15 protein-coding genes and 3 pseudogenes are annotated in these 22,514 nt (G+C 46.4%); 17 read left to right on the forward strand and 1 reads right to left on the reverse strand.

Annotated features, from left to right (window positions below):
- Positions 1-2: 2 nt before the first annotated feature.
- The 10 genes and pseudogenes from MKA69_RS14430 (at position 3) to MKA69_RS14475 (ending at position 14,692) form a co-directional block, all read left to right on the forward strand.
- Complete coding sequence (locus tag MKA69_RS14430) at positions 3-1,589, forward strand: sigma-54-dependent Fis family transcriptional regulator (protein ID WP_055029346.1); 1,587 nt, start codon at positions 3-5, stop codon at positions 1,587-1,589.
- Entirely contained in the window at positions 1,586-2,233 is a 648-nt protein-coding gene (vasI, locus tag MKA69_RS14435; RefSeq protein ID WP_305848357.1) for a type VI secretion system-associated protein VasI, read from the forward strand. The genes MKA69_RS14430 and vasI overlap by 4 nt, the downstream gene beginning before the upstream one ends.
- Positions 2,234-2,242: 9 nt before the next feature.
- On the forward strand, positions 2,243-3,646 hold the full coding sequence (gene tssA, locus MKA69_RS14440; RefSeq protein WP_055029347.1) for a type VI secretion system protein TssA: 1,404 nt from the start codon (positions 2,243-2,245) through the stop codon (positions 3,644-3,646).
- Between the two features lie 15 nt (positions 3,647-3,661).
- Positions 3,662-7,207 (forward strand): type VI secretion system membrane subunit TssM, encoded by a 3,546-nt coding sequence (gene tssM, locus MKA69_RS14445; RefSeq protein ID WP_095468684.1) that lies wholly within the window; start codon positions 3,662-3,664, stop codon positions 7,205-7,207.
- A 51-nt stretch (positions 7,208-7,258) separates the two neighbouring features.
- Positions 7,259-8,056, forward strand: a pseudogene (locus MKA69_RS14450) (type VI secretion system ImpA family N-terminal domain-containing protein); the annotation flags it as partial.
- Positions 8,057-8,150: 94 nt separating this feature from the next.
- A complete protein-coding gene (locus tag MKA69_RS14455) occupies positions 8,151-9,476 on the forward strand; it encodes an IS4 family transposase (protein WP_305847582.1) in 1,326 nt (441 codons plus the stop codon).
- Positions 9,477-9,489: 13 nt separating this feature from the next.
- Positions 9,490-9,963 (forward strand): annotated as a pseudogene (locus MKA69_RS14460) (type VI secretion protein); the annotation flags it as partial.
- Between the two features lie 225 nt (positions 9,964-10,188).
- Positions 10,189-12,096 (forward strand): annotated as a pseudogene (locus tag MKA69_RS14465) (type VI secretion system Vgr family protein); the annotation flags it as partial.
- A gap of 293 nt (positions 12,097-12,389) precedes the next feature.
- Entirely contained in the window at positions 12,390-13,724 is a 1,335-nt protein-coding gene (locus MKA69_RS14470) for a hypothetical protein (RefSeq protein WP_305848358.1), read from the forward strand.
- Positions 13,721-14,692, forward strand: a complete 972-nt coding sequence (locus tag MKA69_RS14475; RefSeq protein WP_305848359.1) for a DUF1911 domain-containing protein — start codon at positions 13,721-13,723, stop codon at positions 14,690-14,692. The genes MKA69_RS14470 and MKA69_RS14475 overlap by 4 nt, the downstream gene beginning before the upstream one ends.
- 48 nt (positions 14,693-14,740) lie before the next feature.
- Here MKA69_RS14475 and MKA69_RS14480 read toward each other — a convergent pair whose 3' ends face one another.
- The gene (locus MKA69_RS14480; protein ID WP_000799239.1) at positions 14,741-15,001 is read right to left on the reverse strand and encodes a DUF3012 domain-containing protein; all 261 of its coding nucleotides are present in this window, start codon (positions 14,999-15,001) and stop codon (positions 14,741-14,743) included.
- Positions 15,002-15,282: 281 nt separating this feature from the next.
- Here MKA69_RS14480 and rbsD point away from each other — a divergent pair, with 281 nt between their 5' ends.
- The 7 genes from rbsD (at position 15,283) to MKA69_RS14515 (ending at position 22,310) form a co-directional block, all read left to right on the forward strand.
- Positions 15,283-15,702: a D-ribose pyranase gene (gene rbsD, locus MKA69_RS14485; protein ID WP_305848360.1), complete on the forward strand. Its 420-nt coding sequence runs from the start codon at positions 15,283-15,285 to the stop codon at positions 15,700-15,702.
- A gap of 26 nt (positions 15,703-15,728) precedes the next feature.
- Positions 15,729-17,231 carry a ribose ABC transporter ATP-binding protein RbsA gene (gene rbsA / locus MKA69_RS14490; RefSeq protein WP_000189455.1) on the forward strand — a complete coding sequence of 501 codons (1,503 nt, stop codon included), beginning with the start codon at positions 15,729-15,731 and terminating at the stop codon, positions 17,229-17,231.
- Between the two features lie 14 nt (positions 17,232-17,245).
- Entirely contained in the window at positions 17,246-18,229 is a 984-nt protein-coding gene (gene rbsC, locus MKA69_RS14495) for a ribose ABC transporter permease (protein WP_000107607.1), read from the forward strand.
- A 60-nt stretch (positions 18,230-18,289) separates the two neighbouring features.
- The gene (rbsB, locus tag MKA69_RS14500) at positions 18,290-19,168 is read left to right on the forward strand and encodes a ribose ABC transporter substrate-binding protein RbsB (protein ID WP_000737178.1); all 879 of its coding nucleotides are present in this window, start codon (positions 18,290-18,292) and stop codon (positions 19,166-19,168) included.
- A 139-nt stretch (positions 19,169-19,307) separates the two neighbouring features.
- The gene (rbsK, locus tag MKA69_RS14505) at positions 19,308-20,228 is read left to right on the forward strand and encodes a ribokinase (RefSeq protein ID WP_305848361.1); all 921 of its coding nucleotides are present in this window, start codon (positions 19,308-19,310) and stop codon (positions 20,226-20,228) included.
- A 10-nt stretch (positions 20,229-20,238) separates the two neighbouring features.
- The gene (locus tag MKA69_RS14510; RefSeq protein WP_305848362.1) at positions 20,239-21,246 is read left to right on the forward strand and encodes a substrate-binding domain-containing protein; all 1,008 of its coding nucleotides are present in this window, start codon (positions 20,239-20,241) and stop codon (positions 21,244-21,246) included.
- Between the two features lie 131 nt (positions 21,247-21,377).
- Positions 21,378-22,310: a GGDEF domain-containing protein gene (locus MKA69_RS14515; protein WP_305848363.1), complete on the forward strand. Its 933-nt coding sequence runs from the start codon at positions 21,378-21,380 to the stop codon at positions 22,308-22,310.
- Positions 22,311-22,514: the final 204 nt, after the last annotated feature.

Consider the following 22,514-nt stretch of genomic DNA (forward strand, 5'->3'; position numbering starts at 1 on the left):
CCATGAGTCAATGGCTGACGTTTGCAACTCAATTGGTGGGAGTGAGACGATCCCACCAGCTTGCGCTGCAATTTGTTGATCTGCTGACTCAAGGTTTGGATCTGAGTGATAGCCTTTTGTTGTTACCATCATCTGATGGACGCTTGCTTGTGCCTCATGATCCACAGCGTCAGCTTGCATGGTCTGTTACCGATTTTGATGTGCCGTTTGCCCATGTATTGCAATCTTCCAATGCCATGCATTTAACCGCAGAAGAATTGGTTTTCTGGCAATCTAATCGAACCTTTAGCCAGTTGACGGCCAAAGTGGGCATGTTTGATTCGGTCTGGGTGCAACCTTTGCCGATGAGCACACGCCAAGTGCATTCCATTTTATTATTGATGGGCGAAAGTCACGGCATTGTGAATGCTTTTGCCGATGACGATTTCCTGAAATTTGTCGATGTCTTTTCGCAACAATGGTCGTTGCTCAATGAGATGGAACGGGAAGAGCAAAACCGCTTAGCGTTGAAGCAATCCTTGACCGATATAGAACGTGATTCAGCGCAACGCTCACTCGCGAATGCGTTATCGCGCACTTTGATTGGTGAGAGTGCGGCCATGCAAAAACTGCGTGAGCAGATTGTCTCTGCCGCCAATTCTCAGTTATCTGTGATGGTGCAAGGTGAAACGGGAACGGGAAAAGAGTTGGTTGCCGCAGCGGTGCATGAGCTTTCCTCACGTAAGTCGGCGCCATTTGTCGCGATCAACTGTGCGGCGATCCCTGAGCACCTGCTAGAAAGTGAGTTATTTGGGTATTGCAAAGGCGCATTTTCTGGCGCGGATTCAGATAAACAAGGGTTGATCGCTCAAGCCAATGGTGGAACCTTGTTTTTGGATGAGATCGGCGATATGCCGCTGACTTTGCAAGCTAAGCTGTTGCGGGTATTAGAGTCACGCACTTTTCGCCCTCTTGGTGGCAAGCAAGAACTGAGTTCCGACTTTCGCCTTGTTTCTGCCACTCACGTTAACTTACTCGATCAGGTACGCAAAAAAGCCTTTCGCCAAGATCTCTACTATCGCTTGTTCCAATATCCGATCACGTTGCCGCGGTTAGCGGCACGTTTGGAAGATATTGAACTGCTGGGTGAGCATTTTGTGCGTGTGTTTAATTTACAACACAACACGCGTATTCGTGGCTTGAACTATCGTGCGATCGATTGCCTGAAGCAGTATGACTTTCCGGGCAACGTGCGTGAACTGAAGCATTTAATTGAGTTTGGTTGCGCGCAAACCACCGATGGTACCGAAGTGGAAGCCAGTTGCTTTGCGCACCGATTGCAAGCAATGGAGTGCTTAAATGGATCTGCCCCGGTGAACTCTTCTGCCCTGCAAATTCCGGCAACATCCCATCCCTCTGTGATGAACACTGAACCGGACTTTGCCGTCATCAATGATTTGAAGCAGGCGCTGAATGAATATGAAGCGCAGATCATTAGCGAACGTCTTACTCGTTTTTCTGGCGATCGCGCAAAAGCTGCGCAAAGTCTGGGTATTCCTAAGCGTACTTTGGCCTATAAGTGCCTGAAACTGGAGATCAAAACCCCATGAAAATACCTACTCTCGTGGCCAGTTTGTTCTTTGGTTTGTCCACTTCTGCGGTTTGGGCACAATCCTCAGCATCGCTTGTGGCACAAGCGGAACAATGTCGTGAAATCCCGGCTCGTTTGGATCGTTTAGCCTGTTTTGACCGCGTATTCGCGACCCCGTTAGAAACGGTAGTGGCCGCCCCTACCAATCCTTATCCTGCTGAATGGCAGCGGGCAATGTCTGCTTTAGCTCAACCCGTCTCAGAGTCGGGCTGGGCTTTAGTAACGGAAGGAAAGGGCAAAGGCAGCAGTGCTTGGATTGCCTTACCTGCGCAAAATCGAGTGGCGGTTGATCAAACGCCACCCATTCTCTTGCTCAGTTGCATTAACAACTTGAGTCGAGTTGAACTTGCGCTGCCCAAAGAAGTGGCGGATGCTCGTATTCAAGTCTCTATTCGACATGAAAAGCAGTTCTGGCGCAGCGATGATCATGGTGTCCTGTTCTCTTCGGCACGTGGCATGCCCGCAATTGAGATGATGAAATTGGCGGCGAGTGAACCTCGTATCCTTCTTCGTTCGAATGCGCCTTTTGCTGATGGCTTGCAGTTTGATACACGAGGGTTAAATGAAGCCCTTGATGCACTGCGTGAACGTTGTGGTTGGTAAGGGGGCAGTATGGAAATGACCGAATATCGTCAATGTATTGCTAAACCGATCAGTGGCAGTAGTCCTGTGGGTGAACGTTTGGTCGATCATCCATTATTTGATTTTATCGAAGATCAAATGATGAAAGTGGGTTCTCTATCTCACGCTTCAGTGCAGTGGGATGAAGTGGAGCACAGCACACTCAAATTGCTGGGTGAGCAGAGTAAAGACATTAAGCTGTTGGTGTATTTACTGCAGTGTTTGCATAACCAAGTGACGCCAGCACGCCTCATCACCTCGTTTGCTGTGATGAGTGAATTTCTTAACCAATACTGGAATGACAGTTACCCCGCGCCGGGGGCTCGTGGCAATTTGCCGCGCCGTAAATTCTTTAGCCAGATGGCGCAACGTTTTGCGGCAGTGATCGAAAAGTTCGATTTTCATCATTTGGATGAAGCTGATCGCCAAGCATTGCAAGCTGCGGTCGGAGAGTGGCAGCAAGCGGTTGAAAAGCAAGGGTTATCATCGGATCTGGTCGAATCCGTTGTGGTGCGTATTGAGTCGGAAATCAAACGTGCGGAACAGCGTCAACAAGTAGCTGCGCAGAGCTCTGAACGTGAAACACCGAGTGTCGCCCCTTCTTCACCAACAGCCAGTATGGTGGTCGATCATTCGAGTGACAAAGCGGCGAAACAAACGCTACTCAAAGTGGCAGATTTTCTTGCCGAACAAGAGTTTGGGATTGCGCTGTCGATTCGCCTGCGCCGTTTTGCGGTGTGGGGCAGCATTACCTCATTGCCCGATCATAAACCTGATGGTGAAACCCTGCTACGCAGCATGCAAGCGGATCGGGTTAAAGATTACCAAGATCAATTGCGTCATCCTGACTTAGCACTGTGGCGCAAAGTGGAGCAGAGCCTAACCATGGCGCCTTATTGGTTTGAGGGGCAGTGGATGAGTTACACCATCGCCCAGCAACTGGGAAAAAGTGATTGGTGCCAAGCGATCGTTGAGGAAACACAAAACTTCTTACGCCGTTTACCTTCGCTGCTTGAGCTCAAATTCAAAGGGGGTGAGCCGTTTGTCAGCGATGCGGTTAAAGAGTGGTTAGCGAGCGCAGGCCAGCACCAAGGCTCGGCGCAATCCGTCAGTGGGGATTGGCAAGAGAAGCGTAAAGAGGCGTTTCAACTGGCCAAAGAAGGCGGAATCGCCGTGGCGCTCTCGATGCTCAATGATGGCCTAGTGAGTGCCATTGAACCTCGCGACAAATTTTATTGGCGATTGCTATCGGCAGATTTGTTGCGTGCAAATCATCTCGATGCCATGGCGAATGAGCAGTATCAAACTCTGTTTACTCAGGTCACGACTCTGTCAGTACCTGAGTGGGAGCCGAGTTTAGTAGAACAAATTCAAAGATATACAACGTCAGAGTAAACAAGGACACAATTCATGTGGAAATTCATTGTCGGAATAGTAAGGCGTTTTCAACCCACGGTCGTGGCAGCCTTACCTATTTTGCTATTCACTACATTCATTTTGTTGAATGTTGCCATTTGGTGGGCCGGCCCCTGGCTAGAGGTGGCTGGTTATAAACCATTAGAGTCGACGATGGCTCGCGTTATGGCGAGCAGCTTGTTTACTCTTGGGTGTTTAGCGGTCTGGGGAATTTGGCAGTGGCGTAAGCTGCAAGCGTTCAAAGCGGATCAAAAACGCGAAGATCAGCTGCGCCAAGACCCGATCAAAGTCTACGAAGAGCGACAAGAAGTGGAACTGAATCAGGTGATGCTCAATATGAAGCAGAGCCTGAATAAGCATAACTACTTGTATGCGCTGCCTTGGTATCTGGTACTGGGTTTAGAAAATGCCGGCAAAACCAGTTTGATCAACCGCTCTGGGCAGAACTTTGTGTTCTCTTCGGTGATGCGAGCTTCTGGACAAAAAAGTGAAAATCCGTACTCGTTTGACTGGTGGATTGGTGATGAATCGGTACTGATTGATCCTGATGGTGAATTGCTTACCCAAGGCAATCGCAGTGAAGAAAATGATGGTGCGTTGGAGCGCCGCCTATGGATGCACTTTGTCAATTGGTTGGAGCGCACTCGTAGCCGACGACCATTGAACGGGATCGTTTTGGCGTTGGATGTTTCTCATCTCGCGACTGCAACGGCATCTGAGCGCAAAGCTTATGCTAATTTGTTGCGTGCTCGTTTGCGTGAGCTGATGGAAACCTTATCCACTCGCCTTCCGGTTTATATCGCGTTGACTAAGCTCGATCTGCTGCATGGCTTTGAACCTTTCTTTAAGCACTACACCAAAAGCCAGCGCGAAGAAGTGCTTGGCTTTACTTTTTCGATGGATTCGGTGGATAACTTAGATTCATGGTTGGAAGAGTTTGCCACAGAATACGGTCAGTTTGTGGAGCGCATGAATACCATGTTGCCCCATGCGGTTTCAGCCCCGATGACGCTGGAAGAGCGAAACGCGATTTACAGTTTTACTCGCCAAATTTCTGGTCTTAAAGAGATCTTGCAACAATTTTTCCAAGAAGCATTGGCGAGTGATCAGTTTTCCACGTCTGCCTTGGTGCGTGGGGCGTATTTCACCTCTGTTTATCAACAAGGGGTTCCGACCAACGCTTTTGATGACGCGGCATCGCGTCGGTACGGTCTTTCACATGCAATCAATACCGCGCAACGCGCGAAGAATTCAACCGTTTATTTCACGCAAAAACTGTTTACTCACATCATCTATCCTGAAGCTGGTCTCGCTTCCGACAACTTCCGAGTGGCCAAAAACAAACGGCGTTTAATGCTGCTCTCTTTTGTTGCTTGTTCGATCGCCACTTTACTGCTGGCGGGTACTTGGCATCGTAACTACCTCAATAACGTGCAGCACGCGGATACAGTGCTGACGAAAGTCAACCAGTATAAAGAGCAGTTCCCGACCAGCCGATCTTTAGCCTCACAACAAGAGGTGTTAGAGCCGCTGAACAAGATCCGTGAAGCAACACTTGAGTTCGGCTTCTTCCGTGACAAGCCACAGTATATTTCCGATTTCGGCCTGTACCAAGGGCACACCATTGGTCCTAAAGTGGAAGAAACCTACCTTAATTTGTTAGAGACTCGCTTCTTACCTTTACTCATGGCGGACGTCGTGGTGGCTCTGAATCAAGCTCAGACCGATGAAGAGAAACTGGCAGTGCTGCGCGTTTATCGCATGTTGGTGGATAAGAGCGGGCGTTACCAAGATTACGTGATGGATTATTTTGCCAAATATTGGCAGAAGTCGTTCTCCGGTCAGCGCCAGATCCAAGAAGAGTTGCTGGGCCACTTAGATTATGCGATGCGCCATACTGACCTGACGACAGAACGTCTGAATGGGAATAAAGGGGCAGAGCAGGTGATGCGCCCTTACGACAAAGTGATCGCTCGATCTCAGGTTGAACTCGGTTCAATGCCGAACGATCAGCGTGTATATCGTAATTTAAAGCTGAGTGCGCAGACAGTATTAGGACCTTCGATCAATCTACGCAGCCTGATTGGGCCGGTTTTCGATGTGGTGTTTGAAGAACGTGTGCTCAATAGCAACAATTTATACATTCCTCAGATGCTCACTAAACGTGGGTTTGATGACTACTTTATGCCGCAATCGGAATCGGTGTCTGAGCTCGCACTGATTGACAGTTGGGTTTTAGGGCAAAGCAAAACGGCGCAATTTAGCGAGGCGGATAAGCAAGCCCTGCGCGATAAAATTCGTGACCTTTACGTCGCGGATTACACCAATACGTGGCGAGCAGCGCTTAATGAAATTGATGTGAAATACTTCAATGACATCAACGATGCGGTACTGGTATTGGAAAACATCACCAGTAACCTTGAACCGATGCAACGCTTATTGCGCACTTTAGACGGTAATACCCAGCTTTATAGCGCTTTACCTAAAGATGAATCGGCACTGAAAGAAGTGCTGAAAAGTCCGAAATACAAAGTGGCTTCGATGATCGAAACCCCGTTTGCGGATCTTAATGGCATGCTGAAACCGGTAGGCAGCAAACCGGCTTACATGACAGAAGTGTTGGCATCAGTCGATGAATTGAAAAGTTATTTAAAATCGATTCAAGATGCGCCGGATGTAGGAATGGCGGCTTTAGATGCAACCAAAGCGCGCGTTAAATTGGTCAATGCTGATCCGATTTACACATTGAAACGCATCTCATCTGGTTTGCCTAAACCATTAGATACCATGATGACGAAACTGGCCGATGAAAGTTGGTACGTGGTAAAGCAAGAAGCGATCAAACATCTTGAAGTCCGCTGGACGGAAGATGTGTACAAAACCTTCCAAAGCAAGCTGGCTGGACGTTATCCGTTTAATCCCACTTCCAGTAAAGACGCTTCTCTGGAAGATTTCGAATCTTTCTTTGCTCCGAATGGCACATTGGATAATTTCTACAACCACCAGTTGAAGATGTTTATCGAAGAGAATATTACGGTAGCTGAGGATGATTCTGCGCAATCCATCATTCGCAAAGAAGTCTTGGATCAAATCAAACAGGCGCAGAAAATCCGTGAAGCATTCTTTAACCGCAAGGGCATTCTTGATGTGAACTTCTCGGTTGAGCCGCTGAGTTTAAGTAACAACAAACGTCGCAGTGTGTTGAATGTGGATGGGCAATTTCTAGCGTATAGCCACGGCCCGCGTGAAAACGTTGAGCTGATTTGGCCGAATACCTTGCGTGATTCGGCGGTGTCGAAGGTGACCTTGATCCCGACTAAAACCAATATGTCGCCACGCAGTTTGCAGATCCAAGGCCCGTGGGCGTTCTTCCGCTTGTTGGATCAAGGTGATGTTGTCTCTGCAAGCCCGACTTCGGTTGATTTTAAGTTTATCGTCGATGGTGGCGAGATGATTTATCGCATCAACTCAGAAGCCGATGCAAACCCATTTACTGAACGTCTGTTCAAGTCGTTCAAGTTGTCTAAAACACTCTATTAATAAGTAGCCAGAGCGAGTGTCTCGCTCTGGCTTTTTTAGGACGAAGTTGTTATGTCCAACATAATTTTTATTGATTCCGTTTGCTACCGATTAACTAATGATTCTGAGGAGATTCGTGGATTAGAGCCTTATGCAAAGGTTCGTGAGGAGATCAATCGTCGTTTCAATCCGATTGCTGGGGGCACGGATTGGGAAGTGGTAAAAGAGTACTGTGAACAACTTGCCTGTAACCAAGGAATGGACTTTCTGATCTGCGGTTACTATGCGGTAGCCTGCCTGAAAACTCAGGGGCTGGCGGGTTATGCCACAGGCATGGAGCTGATGAGTGCGAGCCTTGCCAACCAAGGTGAGTGTGATGTGAAAAGTGCCAAAGTGCGCAAAGAGATCCTCGATTGGGTCAATGCTCGTGTGGTGCAGGAGTTAAAAGCACTGAAACCGACTCACGAATCGCTGCGTGATTTGTATCGTGCTGAGCGACACTGTGAGCGGTTACACCAGCTATTTGAGCAGCAACAAACCGAATACAAAGTGGACTTTGAAGGGGTGGGTTTTGCTCTCTTTGAGCATATCGATCGAATCGAAACTCAGTACCACAGCTTGTTGAAAAAGCAGGAGAAGGTTCAGCCGCCCAAGCCGAAATTTTGGCAGCGCGGTTATGGGTTGTGCATGTTTGGTGCAGTGGGACTAGCTCTAGGAGTGATCGCGGGATATTGGGCTTGGCCTTGGTTTTACACCACACCTTATGCCCAACCGCAATTGGTCACGGTGCTGAATCACGCGGAGCAAGCGCAAGCACTTATTCGAGAGTCATCTCAATCTGAACGAGAGCGTTGGCAGCGTGATCTGGTCTAATGCCGATCAGTTAAGACTTTAATCGGCAGATCAGTTGAACGATCCTGCCTGTATGTAAAAATCCGGTAGACCCTGTTTATCGGATTTTTTTATGCACGTTTCTCAAGCCCTCGACATCATCAACAGTTATAAACCCAATCACGTTGAAACACTCGCAGACCTCCTGCCCATTGAACTCATCAATAGTGCTTATCAGCTTACGGATACCGTGACTCTAAGAAAACGAAAGCTCACTTTAGAGTCGATGGCATGGTTACTGGTTGGCATGGCTATCTATAACGATAAATCCATGGCTGACATTGTAAATATGCTCGATATTGTTGACCGCACAGGCAAGCCATTCGTTGCTCCAAGTGCATTAACACAGCGAAGAAAAAACCTTGGTGAGTCAGCGGCTAAAGCGCTCTTTGAGTGTACGCAACGTCATTGGTTCAAACAGGCTAACTTACCAAACTGGAACGGACTTACGTTACTGGGTGTTGATGGGGTTTTATGGCGAACAGAAGACTCAAAAGATAACGCTGAAGCGTTTGCTAAGCCCACTAATCGGGATGGTAAAGAAACACAGTACCCACAGGTACGTATGGTCTGTCAGATGGAGCTGAGCAGTCACTTAATCACAGGCAGCGCTTTTGGCTGTTATACCGTTAATGAAATGAAGCTGGCAGAGCAGCTTATCGACACAACCCCCGATAACAGCTTAACGCTCTTCGACAAAGGCTTTTACTCCCTAGGTTTACTTCAAGCATGGTGTTCGCAAGGCATCAATCGACATTGGCTTATCCCCATGAAAAAAGGGCTGATTTATGAAGTTGTTCAGTCTTTTGGCCGACAAGATAAACTGATAAAACTGAAGAGTAACCCGCAAGCGCGTAAGAAATGGCCAGAGCTAGAAGAAGAGGTAGTGGTACGTTTAATCACGAGAGCTAAAGAGGGGAAACAATACGATGTTCTCACCTCAATGGTTGACCCGATGCGTTATCCGAAATCAGATATAGTCGGTTTATATGAATACCGTTGGGAAATTGAACAGGGGTACCGAGAGCAAAAGCAATACATGCTTGGTAACCGTCTTACACTGCGAAGCCGACTCCCAGAGCTGGTGAGACAAGAGCTCTGGGGAATACTCCTGACATACAACTTAGTCAGATATCAAATGGTGCAGATGTGTAATACGTTGAATGGAGACTACTTGCCATACCAACTGAGCTTCAATGGAGCCTTAGCCCACATCATGCGCCTAATAGTGGGACTTCCCTACTCGTCACCAGGAGCAATACCAAGGCAACTGCAAAACTTCTACGCAATGAGTGGAAGCTTAATACTTGAGCCAAGGCGAGAAAGAGCCTTCCCTAGAGTCGTGAAGAAGAAGCCAAGCCGATACCCTAGAAAATACAATGCCGCTCACCTTAAGTGAACGGCATTAGCGTGATCTGGTCCCTCTTTATCGCTCTACGTTAGAGCAAAATTTGGCCGCTTCTTTCAGTGAACCTAAACAACAGGCCATAAGCCAACTGAGCTTATTACGCACACTCTATCCTGATAATGAGCAAGTGAATACGCTAAGCCAGACCTTTGGTTTGCAGCAACAAGCCGCATTGGAGCAAACCGCGCTGTTTGTGGCTAAATTTAGCGAAATTCGTACCAAAATGGCCAATATCGCATTACTGGCTAAGCGGGGAAAGTGGGCTGAGTTGGAAAAGCAGACCAAATCATTAGAAGAGTTCGCTGTGAGTTTGTCTCCTATTTATGGCCGTGTCGATTATGTGCAGGGCCTTCTTGAACAGGGTGATATTCCTAATGCACAAAAAGAGTTCGCGATTCTTAAACAGAGGCTGGATAGCTTAAGTTGGAAAATTGCCGAGCTTGAGCTGCGCATCGGTGATGCGACTTTGTTGCAGTGATGGCTGAGTGAGCCGTTGAGGCAAAAACTCGCTCATAGGCAGTTTTTTGCTTCGCTGGGGCAAAGGATTGCTCATCGATGAGAGTAAACTGCGGTACAACAAAGGAAACATGAGTAAAAAGCTGGCACTGAGTTTGCCAATCTCTGTCACACATGATTTCACCCAATCTAATATGGCTGTGACGTTTAGTAACGCAGTCGATAAAAAGCGAACAAGGAAAATGGGATGGCTAGGTTACAGTTTCTATTGCAAGTGGATGGCCTTGAGGATGAATCCCTCGTCGTACGCGGATTTGAAGGGCAAGAGTCCTTGTCTGATTCTGTATGGCGCAGTGAGCCCTGCTATGGTTTTCGCTATCAGGTTGATTTAGCCAGTGCGCTAAGCAACCTCACGGCTGAGCAATTTGTCGATCAAACTGCGCACCTTACTATACTGCGTGACGGGCAAGTGGTGCAGCAGATAAACGGTATTGTGCGTCAATTCAGCAAAGGGGATACCGGCCATCGACATACGTTCTATTCATTAACGCTAGTTCCTGCGTTGGAAAGGCTTTCTCTGCGTAGTAATAGCCGTATTTTCCAGCAGCAAAACGTGCCAGAGATTATCTCTATTTTACTGCAAGAGATGGGGATTGAAGATTACGCCTTTGCCCTTAAGCGTGAGTGTGCCCGGCGTGAGTTTTGTGTGCAGTACCGTGAAACGGATTTGCAGTTTTTACACCGTATCGCCGCCGAAGAAGGCTTGGTTTACAGCCACCTACATGAGGCGCAGAAACACACGCTACTGTTTACTGACAGCACTGATAATCAGCCAAAGTTAGCCAAGCCAGTACCCTATAATGCGCTGGCGGGTGGCGAGATCAATCTCCCTTATGTGGTCGATCTGCAATTCAAAACCACCGCACAAGTGAGCCATACCGAGCTAAAGGATTACAGCTTTAAAAAGCCTGCTTACGGATTTACTCAGCGCACGCAGGGCAAAGACATCGCTTATCAGCAGCCAAATTATGAGCATTTTGATGCTCCGGGACGCTACAAAGACGATGCAAATGGCAAGGCCTTTAGCCAAATTCGCTTAGAGTATTTACGCCGCGATGCTTTGCTGGCTTATGCGAAGAGTGGCGAACCTTTGCTGTTGGCTGGAGTACGTTTTGACTTGCAAGATCACCTTGATCTCGCAATGAATCGAGATTGGCTCGTGGTACAAGCCAATCACCAAGGGACGCAGCCACAAGCGTTACAAGAAGAGGGCGGTTCAGGTGCCACCACTTATAGCAATCAGCTAAAACTTATCCCTGCTCACATCACTTGGCGAGCAAGGCCTTGTGCTAAGCCGCAAGTGGATGGCCCCATGATCGCCACCGTGGTTGGGCCACAAGGTGAAGAGATTTATTGCGATAACTTTGGTCGTGTGAAAGTGCATTTCCCGTGGGATCGCTATTCAAGTAGCAACGAAAAAAGCTCTTGCTGGGTGCGAGTGGCACAAGAATGGGCGGGTAGCCAATACGGTAGCATGGCGATTCCGCGAGTTGGCCATGAAGTGATTGTTTCGTTCCTCAATGGCGACCCGGATCAACCCATCATCACGGGTCGTACGTACCATGCGACCAATACCGCGCCTTACGCCTTGCCTGATCACAAAACCAAAACCGTGCTGCGCACTGAGACTCATCAAGGGCAAGGTTACAACGAACTGAGTTTTGAGGATCAAGCGGGCAGCGAACAGATTTTGCTGCATGCGCAAAAAGATTGGGATGCGTTGATTGAGCATGATCACACCGAAGTGATTCGCCACGATCAGCATCTCACTGTGGACAATGATCGCTTTACTCGCATTCAGCGCAACCAACATTTGACGGTTGAAGGTGAAGTCCGTAGCAAAATCGCACTCGATAGCAGCCATGAAGTCGGCGCGTCACGACAACACAAAGTAGGGCAACGCATTGCTGTCGAGGCGGGCAAAGAGATTTCACTCAAAAGCGGCGCAAAAATCGTGGTTGAAGCCGGAGCGGAGTTAACCCTAAAAGCAGGGGGCAGCTTTGTAAAAGTCGATGCAGGTGGCGTGCACTTAGTCGGTCCTGCCATTAACCTAAACGCGGGCGGCAGTGCAGGCAGCGGTAGCGCTTATGGTGGTTTACCACCATTAAATGCAAAACAGCTACTTGAGGAATTAACTCCCAACACGATGGAGTTTTATTATGTCAATAGTGAGCTAGAACCCATAGCTACTGCGAAATATAAAGCAGTATTAAGTGATAGGCGTGAAGTTTTTGGCTCTCTTGATGCAAATGGGTATGCAAAAATAGAAAACGTACCAAATGGTATTGCTCAAATAATCTATGAATTAGATAGCTCTTTTGTTGATATACCTAGAGAACCAATTAGTAATCTTAATTCTCGTCTTGACCAGTTATTAGGTGAATAACAATGTGGGGAAATGAACTCTTTCAATCTTTATATGATAATTTATTAGAAGCTTATAGTTCTGGTGAAGATTACATAAAAAACAAAGCTCAAGAGGTCGCTAATTCAGCTGTTGCTTCCGTTGAATGGATTTGGGAAGCTTTGCAAGGTGATTTTAATGAAAATCTTACAACAGGTCAAATAGCTGCTAATGCAGTTCTTGGATTAATTCCTGTTGTTGATCAAGTTTTGGATTGTCGGGACGTTATTGCTAATTGTAAACAAATTCATAAAGATAAATCAGATACAGGTGCATGGATTGCTTTATGTCTTACCCTCATTGGATTAATTCCTACATTAGGCTCAGCAGTGAAGGGCGTTTTAAAAATATTATTCCTCTATATTCGCAGAGCAGGAAACGATGTTGGAATAGTTGTTAGATTAGCTTTAAAACCAATTTTTTCATTTCTAAATGATCCTAAAGTAAAGGGAATTATTGGTAATAAGAGTTCCAAAGATGTGATGTTAATTGTAGCCATTCAATTAAGGGAATTAGCTAGTTCAATAAGTGCACAGCAGTTAATGTCATTGTTCGACAATATTATTTCGGTAATTGGCAGTTGCATTAATAAAATAAAACCATTTGCACCAGATAATGTTTCGTTAAGTCTTAACTATTCATTCTCCATAGTAAAAAATATTCGAGATTCTGCTCAGAAACCTATAAGTGATATTTTGGAACAAGTTAAATCTTTGCTTCGACGTTCTGCTGATGAGGTCGAAAATGAGGTTAACCAGCTTCCAACGTCTTTCAAGGGTTTACCAAATGGAGCTGTTGTTCATCAGTTGGATGAAAGTGTTGCAGCGATAGATCCAAAGTTTATCCGTATGACTAATGCACAGAAAGGGCTATATGGTGAAATTATTAGCGATAACTTTATGCTAAACCGCCGATTCAAAAATATGTTGCCTGAGGATAGACAAGTGCGCACTATGGCTGATAAACCAAGAGGTCGTGGTATTGATGGTATTTATGAAAATTTGGCTCCACCTCCACCTTTTGTGATTACTGAGACTAAATATCGGACTGAATCAGGTAAATTTATTGATGATGATGGCTTAGCTAAAGAGACACTTTTATCTAAAACAAAAGGATCACAAGGATTCCCTGCTTCTACGCAGATGAGTGATGCGTGGATTGAACCTAGAATAAGGGCTGAGTTAACAAGCAGAGAGGCGGAAAGAGTGATGGATTCAGAGTATGAACGTTGGCTAATCATTGTTGATGAAAGTGGACATGTTACTAACGTAACTAAGTTAGACGAAAATGCAAAAAGTATTGAAGAGATTATACTATGAGTAAGGAAAGAACTGACTTCGATTTAACTAGACGAGATCTGCTTCTAGAGTTTGATGTATATAAAGAGCAAAGTGACTACTTTAAAGAAGATAAAAATGAGCGTTATAATAAAGTTAGAGACTTGAGTAATAGCTTAGCTTTACGGACAAGAATTAGTTGGTCTATCTCTTTAGGTAAGTTTGAATATGCAATATTAGAGTATTCAGCAGGGGGAGACATTCTAAAAGTAAATAGTCTAATTGAAGACGCTCTTTTGGATCTTGAAAGACATAAAAATGATTTCCCATCGAAAGTATATCTATATTGGGAGCCTGATTCATTCAATTTTCTAGTTCTTGCTTTTAGTTTCGCTGTTCTATCAGGTAACATTAACGTGTTAAAAGTGATTGTTCGAATGTTGGGGAAAAATCCACTAGGTAAAGATGATCCTATTCTTAGTATTCTTCTTGCTAGAGTTGGGTATATAGGATTACCTCGTTCTGAAGATTTAGTTTTCCCTAGAACATATGAACATCTTTATAACTCAATGAAAGGTGATGGTGTTTCTCCGACTAAAGAAGAGCGTCAAGAAAGTATTAAAAAATATCTTTTGACTTGGTATAAAAGGATGAAAGATTGCTATTGGTTTGATCGTCATAAAAGTAGGATTTCAAATTACTTCGGATATTGGGCATTTGAAGCTGCTCTAGTTACAGTGTTATATGATTTAGATGATAGTAGTTATCGGGACATGCTACATTATCCAAAAGATTTAGTTGATCATGCACGTAATAAAGGAGTAGATAAGCTGTTCCACACTCAGAATATCAAACAAAGATGGATTGTTTTCCCTAACGACGAATCACCAATAAGTGGAAGATGGTTTGATAATCTAAGTAACGAAGTTATTTCTACAGTGAAAGGGGAACGTATGCCTGGGGTGTTCGAAAATGCTCAAGGTTACCGTCACTTTTGGGTTAGTGAATAGATAATGTATTATTCCCCAGAGCCAAATGTGCTCTGGGGTTTTTCCTTCTCACAGCACACAATATTTAGCGTACGAACCTGCTTCTTTGGCTGTCCAGTCACCTTTGGATTTTTCATCCATATCTTCGCACCAAGATTTGCTACCGACTTCATTGTTGAAAATGCAGTGTTTGGCGAAGTCGAGCGTGTCTTGAGTATTCCACTCGCTTTTTGGTTTTTCGCGCATATCTTCACACCAAGCTTTGCTGCCCACTTCGCTACAGGCCGAAAGCGTGAGCGCACTCATGATCACCAGCAGAGTGTTTTTCATCAATTATCCTCATCAAATCTTCATTACTTGCTGCCACTATACCGAACCGAGATGCCGCTGTGTTAAATCAGCGCGAAAAGATGGTGCCATCTCGAATTGAATTCATTCAGTTGCGTATGTGAAGCCCCATTTTGCTGATCGTTTTCACATTCTGTCGATTTGTCGCGTGCAAACTTAATTGAGTAAACTATTATGTCATCGAAACGTTTCGATGTGCATTTTTTCGCCAATTGAAAGTGATGCTGTCGTTATTCAAACGTGAATCAATAAAAGGTATCACCATGAAAAAAAGTACCCTACTAAACTCTGAACTCTCTTACTTGGTGGCAACACTCGGCCATACCGATGAAATCACGATCTGTGATGCTGGGCTGCCAATCCCTGATGAAGTGACACGTATTGATCTCGCGCTGACTCAGGGGGTGCCTTCTTTTTTGGAAACAGTACGGGTGATTTTGTCTGAATCACAGATTGAAAGTGTCATCGTGGCACAAGAGTTTGCTCAAGTAAGTCCGGTATTGCATGAAGCCTTATGTCGCGAGCTGAAAGCAGAAGAACAGTTGTGCGGTAAGCCAATTGCCATCCAATACATCAGCCATGAAGCGTTTAAACAACGCACGCTGCAAAGCCGCGCGGTAGTGCGCACCGGTGAATGTACACCTTACGCCAATGTGATTTTCCAAGCGGGTGTCGTGTTTTAACCACGCCCAACCATGGAGGAACCACTATGACTCAAGCAATTTTAGCCCTGAGCCAAATTGAAAAAGCGTTCCCTGGCGTAAAAGCCTTGGACAAAGCGAGCCTGAATGTCTATCCGGGGCGGGTAATGGCGTTAATGGGTGAGAACGGCGCAGGCAAATCAACTTTGATGAAAGTGCTGACCGGCATCTACAGCAAAGATGCGGGCAGCATTGAGTATCAAGGCCAACCTGTGAGTTTTAAAGGCCCACGAGATTCGCAACTGGCGGGCATCAGCATTATTCACCAAGAGCTCAACCTGATCCCGCAGCTGACGATTGCGGAAAATATTTTCCTTGGTCGTGAGATGACTTCGCCATTCGGACGCATTCTATGGGATGAAATGCATCGTAAAGCGGATCAACTGCTCGCACGTTTGAATGTGAAACACAGTGCTAAAACCTTGCTCGGAGAGCTGAGCTTGGGTGAGCAGCAGATGGTGGAAATTGCCAAAGCGCTGTCGTTTGAATCGAAAGTTATCATCATGGATGAACCGACCGATGCGCTGACCGATACCGAAACCGAATCTCTGTTCAATGTCATTAATGAACTGCGCGAACAAGGCTGCGGCATTGTGTATATCTCGCACCGTTTGAAAGAGATTTTTGAGATTTGTGACGACATCACCGTACTGCGTGACGGCAAATTTATTGGTGAGTGCCGCGTATGCGATACCAATGAAGATGGCCTGATTGAGATGATGGTTGGCCGTAAACTGGAAGAGCAGTACCCACGTATTGCCGCGCAGCAAGGTGACATCAGCCTTGAGGTGATTGGCCTAACTGGCTCGGGTGTGCACGATGTCAGCTTTACGCTCAAAAAAGGTGAAATACTTGGCGTTTCTGGCCTGATGGGGGCTGGGCGCACTGAACTGATGAAGGTGATTTATGGCGCGCTGCCTTCGGAGCGTGGCGTGATTAACCTCAACGGGCGCACGGTTAACCCCGTCAGCCCGCAAGATGGTTTGGCCAATGGCATCGCCTATATTTCTGAAGATCGTAAAGGCGATGGCTTGGTACTCGGTCTTTCGGTGAAAGAGAACATGTCACTTTGCGCGCTCGATCAACTGAGCAAAGGTGTGCAAATTCGTCATGCCGATGAAGTGATTGCTGTGGATGACTTTATTCGTCTGTTCAACATCAAAACCCCAAGTCGTGAGCAAATCATTGGCAACCTTTCTGGGGGCAATCAGCAGAAAGTGGCGATCGCTAAAGGACTGATGACCAAACCCAAAGTACTGATTTTGGACGAACCGACTCGCGGCGTTGACGTTGGCGCGAAAAAAGAGATTTACCAACTGATCAACCAATTCAAAGCTGAAGGCATGAGCATCATTTTAGTCTCCTCAGAAATGCCCGAAGTGCTGGGCATGAGTGACCGCATTCTGGTGATGCATGAAGGGCGGATTAGCGGCGAGTTTATGGCGAGCGAAGCCGATCAAGAGAAATTAATGGCGTGTGCGGTAGGGCGTAACCCTGCTCACGCAGCATGAAACAAGGATACAGCATGAGTACCCGAACCATGACTAATACGACATCTGATAACCGTAAAAAACTGCTCAGCAAAGAGTGGTTGATTGAACAAAAATCGCTGATCGCACTGCTGTTTTTAGTGGTTGTCGTCTCTTTCTTAAACCCGAATTTTTTCACGGTTGATAACTTACTGAACATTCTGCGCCAAACTTCGGTCAACGCGATCATCGCGGTGGGTATGACCTTGGTCATCTTAACCGCAGGGATTGATTTGAGCGTCGGTTCGGTGCTTGCCTTGTGTGGCGCTTTTGCGGCCACCTTAGTGGCGATGGAAGTCCCTGTTCTGGTAGCTGTACCGACGGCTTTGCTGGCCGGCGCTGCGCTTGGCGCAATCAGCGGCATCATCATTGCCAAAGGCAAAGTGCAGGCCTTTATCGCGACATTAGTAACCATGACTCTGCTGCGCGGCGTGACCATGGTGTACACCGATGGGCGTCCGATTTCGACCGGATTTACCGATACGGCGGACACCTTTGCATGGTTTGGCACAGGCTACGCGTTGGGCATTCCTGTCCCGGTATGGCTGATGGTAGTGGTGTTTGCCGGCGCTTGGTATCTACTCAATCACACTCGCTTTGGCCGTTATGTGTATGCAGTGGGCGGCAACGAATCGGCGACTCGCCTTTCAGGTATCAACGTAGATCGCGTCAAAATCGGCGTGTATGCCATCTGCGGTTTACTGGCTGCACTAGCGGGCATTATTGTCACTTCTCGCCTCTCTTCAGCGCAACCCACCGCGGGTATGGGATATGAATTGGATGCGATTGCGGCTGTGGTGCTCGGGGGCACCAGTTTGATGGGCGGTAAAGGTCGCATCATGGGCACGCTGATCGGCGCTCTCATCATCGGATTTTTAAACAACGCATTGAACTTGCTCGATGTTTCCTCCTACTACCAAATGATTGCGAAAGCTGTGGTTATTTTGCTGGCGGTCTTGGTAGACAACAAAAATAAATAAAACGTGAATCCGCCTCAGCAGGGCAAGAACTGCGAGGCGCAACCAAAAAGGACTATGAGAATGAAAAAACTGACCACTCTTATCTCTGCTGCTCTACTTTCCACTTCGGTTTCTTTTGCGGCGCAAGCGCAAGATACTGTGGCGATTGTACTTTCAACGCTGAACAACCCGTTTTTCGTGACCATGAAGGATGGGGCCGAAGCGAAAGCCAAAGAACTTGGCTACAACCTGATTGTGCTGGACTCGCAAAATGACCCAAGCAAAGAGCTTTCGAACGTGGAAGATCTGACTGTGCGCGGCGTGAAAGCGATTCTGATCAACCCGACCGATTCGGATGCGGTTTCTAACGCGATTCGTATCGCGAACCGCTCCAAGATCCCGGTACTGACGCTTGACCGTGGCGCGAGCCGTGGTGAGGTAGTGAGCCACATTGCGTCCGATAACGTGGTCGGCGGTGAAATGGCAGGCCATTTTATTGAAGCGAAAATTGGCAGCGATGCCAAAGTGATCCAACTGGAAGGCATCGCCGGAACTTCAGCGGCGCGTGAGCGTGGTGAAGGTTTCATGAATGCAGTGAAAGGCAGCAAGATGCAACTGCTGGCCAGTCAACCTGCGGACTTCGACCGCACTAAAGGTTTGAACGTGATGGAAAACCTACTGGCAGCGAACCCAGATGTTCAAGCGGTTTTCGCGCAAAACGATGAAATGGCATTGGGTGCACTGCGTGCGATTCAAGCGTCAGGCAAGTCTGTGATGATTGTTGGCTTTGATGGCACCGATGATGGCATCGCAGCGGTAGAGCGCGGCCAATTAGCAGCCACTGTCGCACAGCAGCCAGACATGATCGGCGCAATTGGTGTTGAAACCGCCGACAAAATGCTCAAGGGTGAAAAAGTGGAAGCTTATATCCCTGTTGCTCTGAAAGTGATTTCAAAATAATCACCCATTTCCCTCCTCACATGAGGAGGGAAAACCGAGCGGTTTACGGGTTTACCTCCCACGTTTTGCCCAAAACAATACAAAGGGTATCAGCCATTAAACCACTCTGTTTTTCCTCATCAATACAAAGGATAACCGTATGAATAAGTTGGTGGTTCTGGGTAGCGTCAATGCAGACCATGTGCTGCAAGTGCCTTCATTTCCTCGCCCAGGAGAAACCCTACACGGGCGCAATTATCAAGTCATTCCGGGCGGAAAAGGGGCAAACCAAGCGGTTGCCGCCGCACGTATGCAAGCGGATGTGGGTTTTATTGCCTGTGTTGGCGATGATTCGTTTGGCATTAATATTCGTGAAAGTTTTAAGTTAGATGGCATTAATACGGCGGGCGTGAAGCTGCAACCGAACTGCCCAACCGGCATTGCGATGATTCAAGTCTCCGACAGTGGCGAGAACAGTATCTGCATTTCTGCAGAAGCCAATGCCAAGCTGACGGCCGCTGCGATTGAGCCAGATCTCGCGGCAATTCGTGATGCACGTTATCTGCTGATGCAACTAGAAACGCCGCTTGATGGCATTTTAAAAGCGGCGCAAGAGGCCAAAGCGGCCAAAACCAATGTGATTCTTAACCCTGCACCAGCCCGTGAACTGCCTGATGAGTTGCTGAAGTGTGTAGATCTGATCACGCCGAATGAAACCGAAGCGGAAGTGCTCACCGGAATTACGGTTTATGATGATTCTAGCGCGCAGCAAGCGGCGGACGCTTTACACTGTAAAGGCATCGAGATTGTTATCATTACTCTTGGCTCAAAAGGTGTTTGGCTAAGCGAAAATGGTCGTGGGCAACGAATTCCCGGTTTTGTGGTGAAAGCCACGGACACCACTGCCGCAGGTGATACCTTTAACGGTGCATTGGTGACTGGCTTGTTGCAAGAAATGCCTCTAGAATCAGCCATTAAGTTTGCCCATGCTGCCGCCGCAATTTCGGTAACACGCTTTGGTGCGCAAACCTCGATTCCCACTCGTGCGGAAGTTGAGGTCTTTTTAGCAGAACACTCATAGGAGAAAACACATGGCCACCATGAAGGATATCGCTCGACTTGCAGGCGTCTCCACTTCAACCGTGAGCCATGTGATCAATAAAAGCCGTTTTGTGAGTGATGAAATTGCTGAGCGGGTGAACAACGCGGCTCAGCAACTCAATTACGCACCCTCCGCCCTCGCGCGTAGCCTAAAAATGAACCGCACCAAAACCATCGGTATGTTAGTGACCACTTCAACCAACCCATTTTTTGGTGAAGTGGTAAAAGGCGTAGAACGTAGTTGTTATCACAAAGGGTATAACCTGATTCTGTGTAACACCGAAGGCGATAACCAACGCATGAAAGCCAGCATCAATACCTTGCTGCAAAAGCGTGTCGATGGTTTATTGCTGATGTGTTCAACCCTTGAGGGAGAACGGTTGGATGTATTTGACCGCTATCCCGACATTCCTGTTGTTGTGATGGATTGGGGCCCGATCCTGTTTGCCAGTGACAAAATTCAAGACAACTCACTGCAAGGTGGCTACATGGCGGCCAAACATCTGATTGAGTGTGGACACAGAGAAATTGGTTGTATCACGGGGCCGCTGATTCGCCACCAAGCGCAAATGCGTTATGAAGGTTACAAACGTGCGCTCGCGGAAGCGGGAATTGCCATTAATCCAGATTGGATTGTGGAATCTGACTTCGAATGTGAAGGTGGCTACCAAGCTTTTGAAAAGCTGTACGAGCGTGGAAAACTGCCAAGCGCACTGTTTGTGTGTAATGACATGATGGCGATGGGGGTGATTCAAGCGGCTAACCAGCGAGGTTTGCGAATCCCTGATGATCTCTCCCTGATTGGTTACGATGATGTGCATATTGCTAAATTTATGACCCCTGCTTTAACCACCATCCATCAGCCTAAATATCGTCTCGGCAAAGCCGCTGTAGATACCCTGCTTTATCGGTTGGAAAATCCAGACACCACTGCGCAAGTTGTACAGTTAGAGCCGACTTTAGTGGTGCGTAGTAGTGTGTGTTCCTTAAATAAGTGAGATTAGCCTCGCATAGCGGATACATTTTATTTACTTTTTTACTTCTTTAGTAACAAGAGTCAGTTGACTCCTATTTGAGTGACAGCATACTTTATAGCGATATTTTTTCATTTCTCTATTCAGGGATGCACATGAGCGAAAGTCATCGCTACTACACCATATTGGATTCACTACCGGATCATATCTTTATCTTTTCAGAATCAGGACGATATGTGGATGTCTTTGGTGGTGCAGAAAATGAAACAGGTTTTGATTGTAAAGATTTTATCGGACGTCATCTGCATGACATTCTGCCTAGCGAGATGGCCGATGAGTTTCTTGGTTATATCAATCGAGCATTGAACGCAAATACAACCCAAAGAGTGAAGTATAAGTTTGAAGAGGAGCAGATGATTGAGCTACCCGCTCATGTTCCTAAGCCTATGCAGATCTGGTTTGAAGGCATTATAAAACCTTTACCTTTATTAGAAGGGGAGGAGAGAACCGTCATTTGGACTGCGAAAAATATTACTCAACAGCAAATGCTAGAGCAGCGGCTAAAAATATTATCCGAGATGGATACATTAACCGAAGTACATAATCGTCGTTCATTTTCTTCTTTACTTTCTCAAGCGATAAAAGAATATGATATTTATGGAGTACCTTTCTCACTTATTTTATTCGATATAGATAAATTTAAATGGGTCAATGATACTCTTGGGCATCCTGCAGGTGACGATGTTATTAAATATGTTGTGAAAGTGATTCAACAAGAACTTCACTTGACTGATGTTATTGGTCGCTTAGGTGGTGAAGAATTTGGAATCATTCTTCGAGATTCTAATCATGACAAAGCATTTAAAGTTGCCGAGAAGTTGCGTATCCGCTTAGCGGAAACTATGTGTGAATTAGAGACCTGTTCTGTAAGAGTAACGATTAGCCTTGGTGTGACTCAGATTATGCCAAACGACAGTAGTATGCGCCATTTAATTTCAAGAGCTGATAAAGCGATGTATTACTCAAAAATGCATGGACGTAATCAGACATGCTGTTATGAGACCCAACTTCAAGCAATAGATACGTAACTCAATCCATTAGATAATTAATGATTGCTATCGTGAATTAAATTTTAACTAAGAAATGGTTATTTAAAAATAAAGTGACTACACCATAGTATATTGTTGTTTAATTTCCATCCTAGTTTTCATTTTTGATTAAAACAGTATATTACTTTCATCGCGTCATTTTTCTACTCCGGTTAGACGTCTCTATTAGATCCTATTTTTGAG

The sequence above is a fragment of the Vibrio sp. AH4 genome (assembly GCF_030710545.1).
In the GTDB taxonomy this organism is placed as follows: domain Bacteria; phylum Pseudomonadota; class Gammaproteobacteria; order Enterobacterales; family Vibrionaceae; genus Vibrio; species Vibrio metoecus.

Excerpts from the sequence above, each read along its gene's own strand:
- MKA69_RS14430 (WP_055029346.1), top strand. The coding sequence starts at position 3 with ATGAGTCAATGGCTGACGTTTGCAACTCAATTGGTGGGAGTGAGACGA.
- vasI (WP_305848357.1), top strand. The coding sequence starts at position 1,586 with ATGAAAATACCTACTCTCGTGGCCAGTTTGTTCTTTGGTTTGTCCACT.
- tssA (WP_055029347.1), top strand. The coding sequence starts at position 2,243 with ATGGAAATGACCGAATATCGTCAATGTATTGCTAAACCGATCAGTGGC.
- tssM (WP_095468684.1), top strand. The coding sequence starts at position 3,662 with ATGTGGAAATTCATTGTCGGAATAGTAAGGCGTTTTCAACCCACGGTC.
- MKA69_RS14455 (WP_305847582.1), top strand. The coding sequence starts at position 8,151 with ATGCACGTTTCTCAAGCCCTCGACATCATCAACAGTTATAAACCCAAT.
- MKA69_RS14470 (WP_305848358.1), top strand. The coding sequence starts at position 12,390 with ATGTGGGGAAATGAACTCTTTCAATCTTTATATGATAATTTATTAGAA.
- MKA69_RS14475 (WP_305848359.1), top strand. The coding sequence starts at position 13,721 with ATGAGTAAGGAAAGAACTGACTTCGATTTAACTAGACGAGATCTGCTT.
- MKA69_RS14480 (WP_000799239.1), bottom strand. The coding sequence starts at position 15,001 with ATGAAAAACACTCTGCTGGTGATCATGAGTGCGCTCACGCTTTCGGCC.
- rbsD (WP_305848360.1), top strand. The coding sequence starts at position 15,283 with ATGAAAAAAAGTACCCTACTAAACTCTGAACTCTCTTACTTGGTGGCA.
- rbsA (WP_000189455.1), top strand. The coding sequence starts at position 15,729 with ATGACTCAAGCAATTTTAGCCCTGAGCCAAATTGAAAAAGCGTTCCCT.
- rbsC (WP_000107607.1), top strand. The coding sequence starts at position 17,246 with ATGAGTACCCGAACCATGACTAATACGACATCTGATAACCGTAAAAAA.
- rbsB (WP_000737178.1), top strand. The coding sequence starts at position 18,290 with ATGAAAAAACTGACCACTCTTATCTCTGCTGCTCTACTTTCCACTTCG.
- rbsK (WP_305848361.1), top strand. The coding sequence starts at position 19,308 with ATGAATAAGTTGGTGGTTCTGGGTAGCGTCAATGCAGACCATGTGCTG.
- MKA69_RS14510 (WP_305848362.1), top strand. The coding sequence starts at position 20,239 with ATGGCCACCATGAAGGATATCGCTCGACTTGCAGGCGTCTCCACTTCA.
- MKA69_RS14515 (WP_305848363.1), top strand. The coding sequence starts at position 21,378 with ATGAGCGAAAGTCATCGCTACTACACCATATTGGATTCACTACCGGAT.